Origin of the sequence: Lachnospira sp. (assembly GCF_016290755.1) — a bacterium.
Classification (GTDB): Bacteria; Bacillota; Clostridia; order Lachnospirales; family Lachnospiraceae; genus Lachnospira; species Lachnospira multipara.
In genome coordinates, this window is the sequence record NZ_JAEEVD010000054.1 from 1 (window position 1) to 16,830 (window position 16,830).

Genomic DNA, 16,830 nt, shown 5'->3' on the forward strand with positions numbered 1-16,830 from the left:
AATAACTGTTTCATGTCTAAAAGTTCAAAGCCTAGACCCTTTATAAATTCCACTTGTTCTTCATTCTCTGCCTTATTGATTGTACAAGTACTATAAACTAGTATAGCAGATTCTTTCAAATAATTAACTACTGTAGTTAAAATATTTTTCTGAATTTCTACCAATTCAGCACATTTTTCAGGACTCGCATTGTATTTAATGTCTGGCTTTCTACCTATAATGCCAAGACCTGAACAAGGTAGGTCAGCAATTACTACATCAGCCTTAGCTACTAAACTCTCATCAAGTTCTGAGGCATCAAACACTTCTGTCTCTACATTAGTAATTCCTAATCTATCAAGGTTTTCCTCAATCTTATCAAGCTTTTCATAGGAAATGTCTCTAGAAAAAACTCTTCCTTCATCGCCAACCCACAAACTAGCATTGATTGTCTTGCCACCAGGTGCGGCGCAAACGTCCACTACTGTCTGTCCATTTTCAAAATGAGAATTGTAACCTGCAATAATTGAGCTTAAATCCTGAATCTGAAAAAGACCTTCATTAAAACTGTCTAAATTCGTCAAATAATCATAATCCGAAATCTCTAGTGCATAATCAATCTCAGTATTAACAACCTTAACCCCTTCAGATTCTAGCTTTTCCTTTAAATCCTTAGGGCTAATCTTACTTGTATTAACTCTAATGTAGGTTCTTTTCTCTTTAAAGAGACCCTCTAGAATATCAGAAACTTCCTCTTTACTATAGCTTTCAAGCCAAAGCTTAATAATCCATTCTGGCATTGAATATTTAATACTATTATGTAAAATGTAGTCACTCTCTGCTGGGTATTCTATTGAATCCTTATTTCTTGCAATATTTCTTAATACGCCATTTATAAAGCCCTTTAAGCTTACAAAACCACGCTTAGTTGCTAACTTAACAGCCTCATTACAAACTGCAGACTCAGGCACTGAATCCATGTATAAAAGCTGGTAAATCGACATTCTAATTAAGACCCTAATTAAGGGCTTCATTTTATTAGTTTTGGTTTTTGAAAATTGATTGCAAACATAGTCTAATTCTATCTTTCTTTCAATACTTCCAATAAAAAGCTTAGCGATAAATGAGCGCTGGCTCTTTTCCAAATATTGGTATTTAGCCAGCGCATTATTTAAAAGATAGTTAGAAAATTCGCCGTTCTTTTCATTCTCTAAGAGCATATCTAAAACAACTGCTCTTAGATTAACCGAATTATTAGCGGTCGTCACGGTTATTTCCTCCAAATAAAATTATTAATCTAAGTAACTGTAAAATAGCTGAGGCAGCACTTGCTACATAAGTAAGAGCTGCTGCTGTTAGTACAGATCTCGCCTTAGAATTTTCTCTATCTACAAGCATTCCGTTAGATTTTAAAATTCTAAGGGCTCTAGCCGAGGCATTAAACTCAACTGGAAGTGTAACAATCTGGAAAAGCACTGCAAGAGAGAACATTAAGATTCCCACTGTAATAAGTGTCTGATTCCAGCTTAAAAGCACACCAAGTATAATAAAAATCCAAGATGCCTTTGAACCGATATTGGCAAAAGGTACTATTGCAGATCTAAGGCTTAGTGGCACATAGCCTCTGTTGTGCTGAATTGCATGTCCACATTCATGGGCTGCTACAGCAACCGCTGCTATAGAAGACTTATTATATACTGAATCTGATAAATTTACCATCTTAGTTCTTGGATCGTAGTGATCTGTAAGAGAACCTGAAACATGGGCAACACCCACATCATAGATTCCTTCGCTTCTAAGAATCTGTTCAGCAACCATAGCTCCTGTAAGACCTCTAGAGCTCGCTACTTTTGAGTATTTTGAAAATGTAAATTGAACTCTAAGCTGTGCAAGCAAGGCTAATACTGCTGCTATAATTATCAGTATATAAGTTGGATCAAAATAATATCCATAGCCTAAACCATATCCATAGTACATATAAGTCACCTCTTTTTATGATTATTCTTCCTTACCAAAAACTGTGCCAAGTTCAATGTTATTGCCACGAAGGAAGGAGCCTGCATCCATTCTCTTCTTGCCTTCTAATTGAACTTCAAGAGCCTCTAAGTAACCCTCTCCTGTTTTAATTACAAGGGAATTCTTTCTTAGAGCTACGATTTCGCCGTTCTTTGCTGTGCTTAAATCGACTTTGGCATCAGTAACATCATCAAGGCAATTAGCTTCCCAAATCTTAAAAGTCTTTCCTTGTAAATGTGTGAAAGCTGATGGCCATGGATTAAGACCTCTAATAAGTCTTTCAATAACTACTGCAGACTTATTAAAATCTATCTCTCCCATGGACTTCTTTATCATCTTAACATATGTAGAATCCTCTTCATTTTGAGGAATTGGACTTATGCTTCCCTCTTTAAGACCTACTAAAGTCTTAACAAGTAGGTTAGCGCCTACAACTGCTAATTTATCAAATAAAGAACCACCTGTTTCCTTAGGATCAAGTTTTAACTTTTCTACCATAAGAATGTCGCCTGTATCAAGGCCTTCATTCATCTGCATTGTTGTAACGCCTGAATATTCGCAACCATCAATAACTGCGTACTGAATAGGCGCAGCACCTCTATACTTAGGAAGTAAAGATGCATGAACGTTAACACAACCATACTTTGGCATCTCAATAATTTCCTTTGGTAGAATCTGGCCAAATGCCACAACTACGAAAACATCTGCATTATATCTTCTTAATTCTTCTACAAATTCAGGGTCTCTAGCTTTCTCTGGCTGTAGGACTTCTAAATTATGGGCAAGAGCCGCCTCCTTTACAGGAGAGAATTGTAATTGCTTACTTCTTCCCTTTGGCTTATCAGGCTGTGTAACTACTGCGCAAACTTCATGTCCTGCCTTTATAATAGCTTCTAATGTACCCACCGAAAAATCCGGTGTTCCCATAAAAATTACTCTCACTAATTTGCCTCTTTTCTATATTTATGAATTTATCTTCTATATTTATGGATTATTCTTCGTCGTAGTCAACTTCCATTAACTCGCCTTCCATCTTATCAACGTACATTACACCGTTTAGATGGTCAATTTCATGAAGCATACATCTAGCAAGTAATTCTTCACCTTCAACAATAATTTCTTCCATATCTTCATTTAAAGCCTTAACCTTAGCATAGTTAGGTCTTGTAACAATACCTACCTTACCTGGAACTGAAAGGCAACCTTCCTGTCCTGTCTGGCTTCCGCTTGTCTCTAAAACAACTGGATTAATTAATACGATTGGGTCATCGCCACAATCAATTACTACTAATCTCTTTCTTACACCTACCTGAGGAGCTGCAAGACCAACACCATTAGCCTCATACATTGTTTCAAACATATCCTCGATAAGTTCCTTAATTCTTGGTGTCATTTCTTTTATTTCTTTGCATTCTGCTCTTAATATATCATCACCAATTTCTCTAATATTTCTGATTGCCATATTATTATTCTCCTATCTTTATAATATTATTCATTAAAGTCATAATTGACTAAAACATTTTTAAACAATGGGTTTCCAATAACAAAATTGTCCAAGTTCTCATATACACTGCTTAGTTTACCATATTCTTTATTGCGAATATATATAACTTTGCTAAAAATATCATTAATTTTATAAATATTAGCTTTAGTTGGACCTAAAACTATTGAATTATTTACCTTGTCCGCTCTCTCCTTTAAGCTAATGCTAGCCCTATCTAGTGCCTCCTCATTAGGGCTTGATAAGGTAACTTTTAGCATATTTAATATAGGAGGATAGCCAAGTAATTTTCTATAGCTTATTTCTTGATCAAAAAATCCTCTAAAATCCTGATGTGCCGCAGTCTGAATACTGTAGTGATCTGGTGTATAGCTTTGAATTACTACCTCACCAAGACTTTTACCTCTACCAGCTCTACCAGCACTTTGAGTAAGCAACTGGAAGGTCTTTTCGGGGGCCTTGTAATCACTAGCATAAAGTGACATATCTGCTGCCACAATGCCAACTAAAGTAACATCTGGAAAATCGTGTCCCTTTACAATCATCTGAGTACCTACTAAAATATCTGCCTCATGATTTGCAAAGCATTCAAGGATTCTTTCATGTCCACCCTTATTCTTTGTTGTATCTGTGTCCATACGAAGGACTCTAGCATTAGGATACTCCTTTTTTAGTAATTTTTCTAATGCTTGGGTTCCCGCCCTAAATCCAGCTATATATTTCGAACCACATTCTGGGCAAGTTGTAACATTTTCCTGCTCATAACCACAATAGTGGCAGATAAGTTTCCCGTTATTATGGGCCGTTAAGGAAACGTCACAATGCGGGCACTTCATTACATGCCCGCAGCTTCTACAAGATATAAATCCTGCATAGCCTCTTTTATTTAAAAAGAGCATTATCTGCTCCTTCTTTTCAAGTCTATCACTAATTAGCGCCTTTAACCTTCTACTAAAAACAGACCTATTGCCAGCTCTTAGCTCGTCTCTCATGTCTTCTACATAGACCTTTGGTAACTTAGCATCTCCCGCTCTCTTAGTCAAAGTAATTAGTTTATATTCTCCATTTAGGGCTCTTTCATAACTATCCACGCTTGGGGTAGCCGAGCCTAGTATTACTGGAATTTGTTTCTTCTTTGCTATATGAATTGCAACGGGTCTAGCATGATATCTTGGAGTCTTATCGGATTTATAAGCTCCCTCATGCTCTTCATCAATAACTATAAGACCTAAATTAGGAAATGGTGTGAACAGTGCAGACCTAGGTCCAATAATTACACTGATTTCCCCACGCATACTTCTTAAAAATTGGTCGTATCGCTCGCCCTTTGACATCTTAGAATTTAAGATAGAAACCTTATCTCCAAATCTATAGTAGAATCTCTGCACTGTCTGTAAAGTTAGAGCAATCTCTGGAATAAGCATAATTACTTGCTTTCCAGATTCAATAACCTTCTCAATTACATCCAGGTAAACTTCCGTCTTTCCACTACCTGTAATTCCATGTAGAAGATAAGTTCTATATACATTTTCATCTATGTCTTTTTTTATCAAATCTGCTGCCTGTCTTTGTTCTGGGTTTAATTCTACATTCTTACCAAACATATTCCTTCTTGGCACAGGATTTCGATAATATTCTTCTGAGTTAATCTTTATAATTTCGTCATCTTCAAGTGATTTAATAGTTGATGCTGAGATATTAAGCTTAGATTTTATAATACTCATATCAATTATTTCTTCTTCTATCAAAGCCTCTACTAATCTAAATTTTGCCTTTGCATTCTTTTTTAAAAATGTATCAAGCATTGCCTTTGCCTCATTCACCGGCACATTAAGGCACACAGACTTCTTTTCTTTTTGGCTAACCTTATCTTTTACAGGAATAACTGTCTTTAGAGCCTGATTCATGGTTGAACCGTAGTTTTTCTTAATCCAGTAAGCAAGCTCAATCATTTCCCCTGCAAGGCCTACTTTGTCTGTAACTAGGCTGTCTATGTACTTAATCTTCTCCACAGGGTACTTTGCCTCTTCCCCCATATTAATTACATAGCCCTGAATCATCTTGTTAGCTCTACCAAAGGGTATGTTAACCAAACTTCCAATCTTAACAATATCCCGGAGTTCATCCGGGATATTGTATTGAAAAGTCTTATCTAATTGTTCATGAGATATATCTATTATTATATCAGCAAACATTTTTACCTCTTAAGTTCCTCTAAAACCTCAGCAATAAGCTCTCTTTCATCCATGTGATGCTTTACGCCCTTAATAATCTGGTAGTCCTCATGTCCCTTACCTGCAAGAACAATGATATCTCCTGGTTCACCATGAGCAATTGCGTACTTAATAGCTTCCTTACGGTCTATTATATCCACATGTTTACCATCAGTTTTAGATATTCCAGTTATAATATCCTTAATAATTGCTTCAGGCTCTTCATCTCTTGGATTATCAGATGTAATAATTGTTAAATCTGATAATCTTCCAGATACTTCGCCCATTTCAAATCTTCTATCTCTTGACCTGTTACCGCCACAACCAAATAAAGTTACAATTCTATGTGGATTGTATTCTCTTAATGTTGTAAGTAAGCTCTCAAGGGACATAGCATTATGTGCATAATCAATCATTAAACTAAAGTTATCAGATACCTTTACAAGTTCAATTCTACCCTTTACCTTAACCTCCTGAAGTGTCTTTAAAAGAGTTGCCTCTGGCACATTAAAATGTTTTGTTACCGCAATAGCTGATAAAGAGTTATAAACTGAGAAGCGACCTGGAAGATTTAATTTAACTTCTAAGTCCTTACTATCATCCTTTGAAACTAACTTATAGTTTAATCCAATATTACCACCTTCGTGGAAAAGCTTAATATCGCTTGCCTTAAGGTCTGCGTCCTTATCAATAGCATATGTCTCTATTTTACAAGTTGCATTCTTAATCATCTTTTCAACATGCTCATCATCTGCATTAAAAATACCTGTTGAGCACTGTCTAAACAACTTAGCCTTACATTCTAAGTAATCCTCAAAGCTTTCATGTTCATTAGGTCCGATGTGATCTGGCTCAAGGTTTGTAAATACGCCAATATTAAACATAATACCTGCTGTTCTATCAAGCTTTAGTCCCTGACTTGAAACTTCCATAACAACAGCCTTACAACCAGCATTAACCATCTTTCTAAAGCTTTCATGAATCTGGCTTGATTCAGGAGTAGTATTCTCTGATGGAATGTGCTCATCACCAATGATTGTCTCGATTGTACCAATAAGACCTGTCTTAATACCGCATGCCTCTAATACATTCTTAATCATATATGTTGTAGTTGTCTTTCCCTTTGTACCAGTAATACCAATAGTAAAAATTTCCTTATCTGGATTCTTATAGATACTAGCTGACATTAAGGCAAGAGCAAGTCTTGTGTTATCTGTCTTAATAACTGTGATTCCTTCTGGAATATCAGCTAAATTAGCAGTAGATTCAACTACAATAGCACTAGCTCTATCAATCACATTAGGGATAAACTTGTGTCCGTCTACTACCGCTCCTTTAATTGCAACAAAAACGCCGTCCTTATCTACTTTTCTAGAGTCAGAACTTACATTTGTTACATAAATGTCTTCTTTACCCTGTAGGATTTCATAGCTGAAATCTGTACATTCATTTTCTATACAATTTTTTAAAATCTCTGATAATAACATAATTTTTACCTAACAAGTATAATAACTTGTCCTCCCATTAATCTTTTGCTTTATTATAAGCAAATTATAAGTAAATGTGTGAAAGTCTTTTAAGTAAATGTGTAAATATATTTTAGAATAAACCTGTTATTTTATTATTTTCTTCATCAAAGTCAATTCCAACTGCGGCTGGCTTCTTTGGAAGTCCTGGCATTGTAAGAATTTTACCTGTAAGCACAACTACAAAGCCTGCGCCTGCATTTACATAAACTTCTCTTACATTAACATCAAAATTCTCTGGTCTACCAAGTAAGCTTGCATCATCTGATAAAGAATACTGAGTCTTAGCCATACAAATAGGAAGCTTAGCAAAGCCAAGTTCTTCTAATCTAGCTAATTCCTTCTTTGCCTTTGAATCAAATGTTACATGACTTGCGCCATAAATTTCCTTAGCGATTGTGTTGATCTTATCTTCAAGGCTTAAATCAAGCGAGTAAATTGGAGCGAAATTGCTTTCCTTCTTCTCAATTGTCTCTAATACCTTGTTAGCAAGCTCGATTCCACCTTCGCCGCCCTTAGCCCATACATTTGCCAATGCAAATTCACAGCCAAGGCTTTCACAATGTTCCTTAATGAATTCATATTCAGCCTGTGTATCTGAAATAAATGAATTAAGTGTTACTACTACTGGAACACCGTATTTATGCATATTCTCGATATGCTTATCAAGATTTACGATACCTTTTTTGAGAGCTTCTAAGTTCTCTTCGTTTAAATCCTGCTTTGCAACGCCACCATTGTATTTTAAAGCTCTAACTGTTGCTACAATTACTACAGCATCTGGCTTAAGGCCTGCCATACGGCACTTAATATCAAGGAACTTCTCAGCACCAAGATCTGCGCCAAATCCTGCCTCTGTAACTGTATAATCAGCAAGCTTAAGTGCAAGCTTTGTTGCTCTTACTGAGTTACATCCATGTGCAATATTAGCAAATGGGCCACCATGTACAAGTACTGGTGTATTCTCTAATGTCTGAATCATATTAGGCTTAATTGCATCCTTAAGTAAGGCTGCCATTGCACCTGTTGCCTTTAAATCTTTAGCTGTTACAGGCTCTCCAGCTCTATTATATGCAACGATAATATTGTCTAATCTTCTCTTTAAATCCTGCATATCTTCACAAAGACATAGGATAGCCATAATCTCAGATGCTACTGTAATTATGAAATGATCCTGTCTTGGAACACCATCAGTCTTCTCGCCAAGTCCAACTACAATATTACGTAATGCTCTATCATTCATATCAAGGCAACGCTTCCAAACCACTCTATTAACATCGATGTCAAGCTCGTTACCATGATGAATATGATTATCAAGCATAGCTGCTAATAGGTTGTTAGCAGAAGTTATTGCATGAAAATCTCCAGTAAAGTGTAGATTAAGGTCCTCCATAGGAACTACCTGAGCGTATCCGCCACCAGCTGCACCACCCTTAATACCAAAACATGGTCCAAGAGAAGGTTCTCTTAGTGCTGCTACAGTCTTCTTTCCTAACTTATTAAGTGCCTCTGTAAGTCCAATACTAATTGTAGTCTTACCCTCACCTGCTGGTGTTGGGTTAATTGCTGTAACTAGAATTAACTTACCATCCTCATTTTTTGAAACACGCTCAATAGCCTCATCGGAGATCTTAGCCTTATACTTGCCATACATCTCTAAATCGTCCTCAGAAATGTCTACTAACTTAGCCACTTCCTTGATGTGTTTCATTGTTGCTTCCTGTGCGATTTCAATATCACTTTTCACTGCCATACAAATCCTCCAAAAATAAAAGATACGTTTTGTAAACGCATGTAGATTGTACCATATTGTTAGTTCTCTCACAATTGCTATTTAAACACATTTACTATTCTAGCTATCTTTCCAAAAAAGACTTATCTTAATTAACCATTTGCAAGATTATTGTTGAAATCCTCAAGGGACATCTCAACTTTTCTAGGTTTTGTTCCCATTTCCTGGCCAACAACCCCTGCATCAAAGAGCTGGTCCATGATTCTGCCGGCTCTGTTAAATCCTATTTTAAAATGTCTTTGAAGCATACCAATGGAACCCTTTTCGTTTTCAATAACGAATCGTCCTGCCTCAGCAAATAAAGGATCTCTTTCATCCTGACTTTGTGACTGGCCAACTAAGGCTGCCCCAATTTCAGTCTTTGAAATGCTCTCATCATATACTACTGGTGGATTCTTTCTCTTTACATCCTCTACCATGTCTGCCACTTCTTCATCAGAAATAAAGGCGCCCTGCACTCTTAAAGGCTTTGGTAAATTTGAAGGGAAATAGAGCATATCGCCCTTTCCAAGTAGTTTTTCAGCACCATTCATATCAAGGATAGTTCTTGAATCCACACCTGAGGATACTGCAAATGCAATTCTTGACGGTACATTTGCCTTAATAAGTCCAGTTACAACATTAACTGAAGGTCTCTGTGTTGCAATAACCATGTGAATTCCTGCAGCTCTTGCAAGCTGAGCAAGTCTACAGATTGCATCTTCAACTTCATTAGCAGAAACCATCATAAGATCAGCTAACTCATCAATAATAATAAGAATCTGTGGCTTCTTATCCTTAACAACTTCACCCTGATCATCAATAATTTCGCCCTTAACAACCTTCTCATTGTAACCTTCAAGGTTTCTAACACCGTATTTAGCAAAATCCTTATATCGTCTATCCATTTCAATAACTGCCCAGTTAAGTGCCTTAGCAGCTTCCTTAGGATCTGTTACAACTTTTTCAGCTAGATGTGGAATGCCATTATAAACACTAAGTTCAACCACCTTTGGATCTACCAAAATCATTCTTACATCTTCAGGAGATGCATTATATAAAATACTTGTAATAATTGTATTAATACAAACTGACTTACCAGAACCTGTAGCACCAGCAATAAGCATATGTGGCATCTTAGCAATATCCGCTAAAATCACCTTACCCGCAATATCTCTACCTGTAGCAAATACAAGCTTTGACTTAGCATTCTTAAATTCCTTAGATTCAATTAACTCTCTAAGTCCAACTGTTGTTGCTTCCTTATTAGGCACTTCAATACCAATGGCTGACTTACCAGGAATTGGTGCCTCAATTCTAATATCTGCTGCCGCAAGGCTTAACTTAATATCATCTGCAAGGGAAACAATTTTACTAACCTTTACTCCTTGTTCAGGCTGAATTTCATATCTTGTAACCGATGGGCCATAGCTAATTCCAACTACATCTACAGCTACACCAAAGTTAAGTAAAGTCTGCTTTAATACTCTTGCAGTCTCATCATTCTTACCTGTTGATGCTCCAAGAAATGCAGTCTTTTTACTACGCTTAAGGCAGTTAATATCTGGCTTGTGATATTTCTTTTGATTGCCCTTTTCAAACGGAGTCTCCTTAGCTGCTGCCTGACCATAACTTTCAGTTAAGCTATCTCTAGCACCCAAACTAGCATGTGCATTAGGGTTTGCATAAGTATTAGAACTTGCATAAGCATTAGAACCTGCATTATAAGCGGATACAAAATCATTATCAGATGCAACATCTGCTCTTAAATCCTCATCTAATGTATTAGGAGCTTCCTGTGCTGCCTCGTTAAGACTTTCCTTATAGCTGTCACTATGGTTATCAGGATAGCCTTCATCATAGTTTTCATCTGTCATTACGCTATTAAAGCCATTAAAGACCTGATTGTTAGAATCTAGTTCATAAATATCCTTTGAATACTCATCCTCAGGATTAGAAATTGCCTCAACATTTTCTATATTAATATCACCATCTTCTTGTCCGTTTCTTTCAATTAAAGTATCAGATGTAACGCCTAAAACTTTTCGTCCCATTCTTCTTACTGGGCTCTTTTTCTTCTTTTTAATTGAATCTATTTGTCCATTTTCTTCAATAGCGTTTTTGTTAGCATTTTTAGAAAAATGTCCATTTCTTTCAAGTTCTTCGTCTTCATCATCTTCATAATCTGCAAGGTCATTTTGTTCCTTATATTCAAAATAATCCTTCTTAGCTACTTCGATAAATTCCTTACTCTTAGTCTTAGCATTCTTCATGCCCTTAATAAAGGATTTCTCAGTGATAACCACGATGCAAATAATCATTAAAGCAAGCATAATCACAAACGATCCAACTGTTCCAAGAGGATATAAAATCTTACAAAGAAGGCCGCCAAAAAAGCCGCCGCCGATTTTGTCATTAGCGCACACTGTAAAGAAGGAGAAAATGTTACCTTCAACTCTAGGTACATTTGTAATTCTCTGCCACATTGCAGCTAGGTCTACCATAAGGCCGTATACTGCAATAGCCTTGATTCGTGCAATCTTAATAAAGCTCTTGTTTACAGAAATAAAGATAATAGTTCCTGCCACAACAAATGGGAAGAAATATTCCATTACTCCAATAAAACCAAACATGAGCCACTTAATTGCTCTACCTACAGAACCTGCTAATTCGAAATTTGATAGTACTAAAATAGCAGCGCATGCAAATGCAATCAATACCACTATTTCTTCCTTTAGACCGTATTCTTCCTGAGCTTCCTCAGTCTTTTTTGCCTCTTCGCCCTTAGTCTTTTTATTTGAACTAGTCTTAGCATCACTGCTAGACTTACTATTTGCCCTACTTACTGTTTTTACTGGCCTTTTATTATTTTTACTAGCTAAAGCCATTTATGATTTCCTCCCGTCCCAAAGCATTCTTTAAACTTATTTATTATACCATATAAGCCAAAAGTAAAACAAGGAAGCGAAATGCAATTAAGCAAATCACTTCCTAATTTCACATATTATATTAGTTTGTATATGTCCAAACTTTTAGAACATTTTTAAAAATGAATCTAATCCTTAAATTAAGCAATTCTTAAATTAGTCTTCATCATCTGATGCAGCATCAGCAAATCCCTGACGCTTTCTAGCCATTTCATCACTTTCAAGATATTCATCGTAAGTTGTAATCTTATCGATTAACTGACCTGATGGAACGATCTCCATGATTCTGTTAGCTGTTGTCTGAATGAACTGATGATCGTGTGAAGTAAAGATTACAACACCATTAAACTTAATTAAAGCATTGTTAAGAGCAGTAATTGATTCCATGTCTAAGTGGTTTGTAGGGTCATCAAATACTAAACAGTTACAACCCATAATCATCATCTTAGAAAGTAAACATCTAACCTTCTCACCACCGGATAATACCTTAACCTTCTTAACGCCATCATCACCAGCAAATAACATTCTTCCAAGGAATCCTCTTACATATGTAGGATCTGGATCTGGTGAATACTGTGTTAACCATTCAACGATTGTATCTTCTCTATTAAACTCTGCAGCTGAATCCTTAGGGAAGTAACCCTGAGATGTTGTAACACCCCACTTGTAGCTACCTTCATCAGGTTCCATCTGACCTGTAATAATATTGAAAAGTGTTGTAGTTGCAAGCTCGTTAGAACCTACAAATGCAATCTTATCATCATGATTTACAATAAATGAAACGTTATCTAATACCTTAACACCATCAATTGTCTTAGAAATTCCTTCTACCTGTAATACTTCATTACCGATTTCTCTCTGTGGTCTAAAGTCGATATAAGGATACTTTCTTGAAGATGGTCTGATTTCATCAAGTTCGATCTTCTCTAAGGCTCTCTTTCTTGAAGTAGCCTGCTTAGACTTAGAAGCGTTAGCAGAGAATCTCTGAATGAAGTCCTGTAATTCCTTAATCTTCTCTTCTTTCTTCTTATTAGCTTCCTTCATCTGCTTAATAAGTAACTGGCTTGATTCATACCAGAAATCATAGTTACCAGCATATAACTGAATCTTAGCATAGTCGATATCAGCGATATGAGTACATACCTTATTAAGGAAATATCTATCATGGGAAACAACAATAACTGTATTATCAAAGTTAATTAAGAACTCTTCTAACCAAGCAATAGCATCTAAATCTAAGTGGTTAGTAGGCTCATCAAGAAGTAAGATATCAGGGTTACCAAATAAAGCCTTAGCAAGTAATACCTTAACCTTAAGTGAACCATCAAGTTCGCTCATTAATTTATAGTGATTCTCTGTTTCAACACCTAAACCATTAAGAAGCTGAGCAGCGTCTGACTCTGATTCCCAACCGTTCATATCAGCAAATTCTGCCTCTAATTCAGAAGCCTTATTACCATCTTCTTCAGTAAAGTCTTCCTTAGCATAAATTGCTTCCTTCTCCTTCATGATCTCATAAAGACGAGCATTACCCATAATTACAGTATCTAAAACAGTATATTCATCATACTTAAAGTGATCCTGCTCTAAGAAAGATAATCTCTGACCAGGTGTGATTGAAACATCACCCTTACTTGGCTCAATCTGGCCTGTTAAAATCTTAAGGAATGTTGACTTACCTGCACCGTTGGCACCAATAAGGCCATAACAATTACCTTCTGTAAACTTAATATTAACATCTTCAAAAAGAGCTTTCTTACCGATTCTCAATGTTACATTATTAGCACTAATCATCTAAATATAACCTCCAAATAGAAATACAAAGTATTTCAGTCTAATCTAAAATTACAAACAACGTGCCATTAAAGCACAAACATAATAATTATAGAGGTTATAAAGCCTAAATGCAAGTAAAACTAATTTACACATTTTAAAATAAAAATAGCACCCCCGCTTCATGTATTGAGGTGACCCCCAAAAGTTAGACCAAAAATCTAACGATTGGAGGTCGGTACATATAGCCATAAAACTGGGGTGTTATTTATCATCTTATCATAAATCTTCTAGTTACAATTTCTTCTTATTATAATTTCTTCTTAATTATAATTTCTTTTTATTATATTTCCTTCTTATAATTATGAAAGAAATCTATTTCACTTCTATATTAGGAAATGTATATTTAAAAAATACATCAAAAGGATCGTCATTATAGCTTAGGGTTTGAATATACTTGTTATATTTCTCAACAATCCAGGAAAAGCTAGCTGGCAAATCCTCATAATCGTACATCAAAAATCTCACATAAATAGCCTTTCTCTTAAGAAGCTTCTTTATCATATTTAATAAGAAGTCTCCATGTTCTGTCTGTAACACCGTCTCATCTAAAGAAACCACAATCATTTTATGTCCCACTATCATATTCTCAATTTCCTCATTTGTGATCTTCTCGCACATACTATTAATTTTAAAGATATTATAAAAATAATCCTCAAACATCTTTGTTAAATTAAAATTCGAAATTTTTGAATCATTAGATCCTAAATATAGCATAATTTCCTCCTGCACTAATCTTTTTCTTATAGTTCATTTTCTAACATTCTCTGTTTGTTTTCTTTCATCTATACATTTTTAAATAATTGTATAGTGTTTAATTTAATTGGCCTCAATTTAAGCAGCCTTAAAATACGTATAAAATATTCTCAAAACTGTCCCATTTCTTAATTTAAGCCTGGGATGTCTTTATCTTTACAGTACATTTACGGTTAACTAAAACCCATCTTTTTGTATCTTCTTGTATCTTCTTGTATCTTCTTCTATTTTTTTGTGACTTCTTCTATCTTTTACTTCTATCTTTTTGTGACTTCTTCCTTTATCTTCTTGTATCTTTTTCTCTCATCTTTAAGCATAATATTAATCAATTGATTCTTTCTCTGTTAGTTTTTTGGTTTTTTACTTTTCTTTAGTTTTCAATGACTCCTTTCATCCTTTCGCAATCCTCCATGAAATGCGTTTATTTCCTTGAATTACTTTTTGTGAAAATGTGTCGCAGTAAGCCAACAAACCAACTAATCAGTAAATCGAATCTTCCAATCATATCATCAATTTAAATCATAATTCTAGATTATTCCAATCGAATCAGAAACTAAATCGCCAAATTTAAACTTTCAGATACGACTAGTGTAATCGTTTACATAATAGTCAAAAAAATAAGCGGGCATTTACACTTTTTATACAGTAAATCCCCCCTTTTATCTGTGTTTGACTATTTATGAATTAGTTTGTGTTTTTGCAACGACAAAATATTATCAAAGGATTTTTTATTTGTAAAGTACTTTTTTTATATTTTTGCTAAAATATTTCTGTTCATATGTCTCTAATAAAGATTTTTTCTATATTTCTAGCATATAAAATTTTTTCAAATTTGAAAAATTGCATTTTGTATATTTTTTCCTTTAATTTGTTTTTTAAATAAATTCTCTTTTGAAAAATATCGACAACATTTTCCTAATAAAAAACTGGTTAATATAAAAATAACCAGCAAATACAAGCTTTTCGCCAATTAAACTGTAAGTTTAATTTCTTTTACGAAATCTTATATTTGCCGGTTTAAATACATTTTTAAAAATCTTTTATAAGAAACTATTAACAATTAAAAAATATTAGCTGTTAAAGTTCTTAATGAATTTTTTCTAAAAAATTATTTCTCTGTTTCCAAAAATCAACCCAATTTTAAAAACTAAGCTGTAATTGTTGTACCAGTTTTTCCATTAAGAGCATCTTTAGCCTTTTCAAGATTTGCAATTACTGCTCTTGAGCCTTCAATAGCTGAAACAAATCTAACTGATGCATCAACCTTAGGAAGTGTTGTAATTGCTGGGAAGTCGCCCTCCTTAATATGCTTAACAAGTGCCTCAACCTTAATGTCATCAACTTCCTCTTCCTTGTCAGTTCCAAGGCCGATTGTAAGCTTATCTGCAGCTGTTAAGAATAAAAGTGTCTTAGCGCCTGTAAATTCAGCAAGCTTAGCTGCTGTATAATCCTTTTCAATGATAGCTGAAGCGCCCTTAAGGTGTGTACCCTGCTGTAAAACAGGAATTCCGCCACCGCCAGCAGCAATAACTACCTGATCCGCATCAAGTAAAGCCTTGATTGCATCAATTTCATAAATATCAATAGGCATTGGAGCTGCAATAATTCTTCTAAACTTGCCTGGCTCCTCCTCAACTACGTGATTACCCTTCTCTTCCTCAGCTTCAGCCTCTTCCTTTGTCATATAGCGGCCGATAATCTTTGTTGGATTTGAAAATGCTTCATCAAAAGGATCAACTCTTACCTGAGTAATTACAGTTGAAACTGTCTTATAAATACCTCTGTTAAGAAGTTCCTCTCTAATAGCATTCTGTAAATCGTAACCAATGTAACCCTCGCTCATAGCGCCACAAACTGACATAGGAGCTACAGTTCTATCTTCTGGCTCAAGTCTAGCATATTCAGTCATAGCTGTCTGAATCATACCTACCTGTGGTCCATTACTATGAGTTACAACAACCTGATATTTGTCCTCAACTAAATCAGCAATTGCCTTAGCTGCTTTAGATACATTTATTTTCTGTTCATTAAATGTTGTACCAAACGCATTTCTTCCTAGTGCTACTACAATTCTTCTATTCTCCATATTTAAACCTCCAAAGTTAAAAAAAAGATTAATTTAATTATAAAATAAAGCCCCTGCCTTCGCAAGGAAAATAAGCTATTTACTAGCTTTTCTCATAGTAAAGCGGACATTCGGAATCCGCTTCGCTACTTCCTCATGAACGCAGTGGCACTTTGTGCCACCTGTCAGAAGGGGCTTTAACCCCTTCTGACACTAGTAAGCTTTATACCCCCGCTTAAAGCT

11 protein-coding genes are annotated in these 16,830 nt (G+C 35.3%); all 11 read right to left on the reverse strand.

Annotated elements, in window-relative coordinates:
• Positions 1 to 1,247: 16S rRNA (cytosine(967)-C(5))-methyltransferase RsmB (rsmB, locus tag QVA17_RS10745; RefSeq protein ID WP_287388856.1), on the reverse strand; the 1,247-nt coding region annotated here is incomplete at its 3' end.
• Positions 1,234 to 1,956, reverse strand: coding sequence for a zinc metallopeptidase (locus QVA17_RS10750; protein WP_287388858.1), 723 nt, complete (start codon positions 1,954 to 1,956; stop codon positions 1,234 to 1,236). The genes QVA17_RS10750 and rsmB, both read right to left, overlap by 14 nt.
• Positions 1,957 to 1,977: 21 nt before the next feature.
• Positions 1,978 to 2,937 carry a methionyl-tRNA formyltransferase gene (gene fmt / locus QVA17_RS10755; RefSeq protein WP_287388860.1) on the reverse strand — a complete coding sequence of 320 codons (960 nt, stop codon included), beginning with the start codon at positions 2,935 to 2,937 and terminating at the stop codon, positions 1,978 to 1,980.
• 49 nt (positions 2,938 to 2,986) lie between these two features.
• Entirely contained in the window at positions 2,987 to 3,457 is a 471-nt protein-coding gene (gene def / locus QVA17_RS10760; RefSeq protein WP_027432119.1) for a peptide deformylase, read from the reverse strand.
• A 26-nt stretch (positions 3,458 to 3,483) separates the two neighbouring features.
• A complete protein-coding gene (gene priA, locus QVA17_RS10765; protein ID WP_287388863.1) occupies positions 3,484 to 5,691 on the reverse strand; it encodes a replication restart helicase PriA in 2,208 nt (735 codons plus the stop codon).
• Positions 5,692 to 5,693: 2 nt separating this feature from the next.
• Complete coding sequence (locus tag QVA17_RS10770; protein WP_287388865.1) at positions 5,694 to 7,196, reverse strand: UDP-N-acetylmuramoyl-L-alanyl-D-glutamate--2,6-diaminopimelate ligase; 1,503 nt, start codon at positions 7,194 to 7,196, stop codon at positions 5,694 to 5,696.
• Positions 7,197 to 7,308: 112 nt separating this feature from the next.
• Positions 7,309 to 8,982: a formate--tetrahydrofolate ligase gene (locus tag QVA17_RS10775; RefSeq protein ID WP_027432122.1), complete on the reverse strand. Its 1,674-nt coding sequence runs from the start codon at positions 8,980 to 8,982 to the stop codon at positions 7,309 to 7,311.
• 137 nt (positions 8,983 to 9,119) lie between these two features.
• The gene (locus tag QVA17_RS10780) at positions 9,120 to 11,894 is read right to left on the reverse strand and encodes a DNA translocase FtsK (protein ID WP_287388867.1); all 2,775 of its coding nucleotides are present in this window, start codon (positions 11,892 to 11,894) and stop codon (positions 9,120 to 9,122) included.
• A 195-nt stretch (positions 11,895 to 12,089) separates the two neighbouring features.
• A complete protein-coding gene (locus tag QVA17_RS10785) occupies positions 12,090 to 13,727 on the reverse strand; it encodes an ABC-F family ATP-binding cassette domain-containing protein (protein ID WP_027432123.1) in 1,638 nt (545 codons plus the stop codon).
• Positions 13,728 to 14,081: 354 nt separating this feature from the next.
• Positions 14,082 to 14,483, reverse strand: a complete 402-nt coding sequence (locus QVA17_RS10790) for a hypothetical protein (RefSeq protein WP_027432124.1) — start codon at positions 14,481 to 14,483, stop codon at positions 14,082 to 14,084.
• A gap of 1,186 nt (positions 14,484 to 15,669) precedes the next feature.
• Complete coding sequence (gene arcC / locus QVA17_RS10795) at positions 15,670 to 16,608, reverse strand: carbamate kinase (protein WP_287388870.1); 939 nt, start codon at positions 16,606 to 16,608, stop codon at positions 15,670 to 15,672.
• Positions 16,609 to 16,830 lie beyond the last annotated feature (222 nt).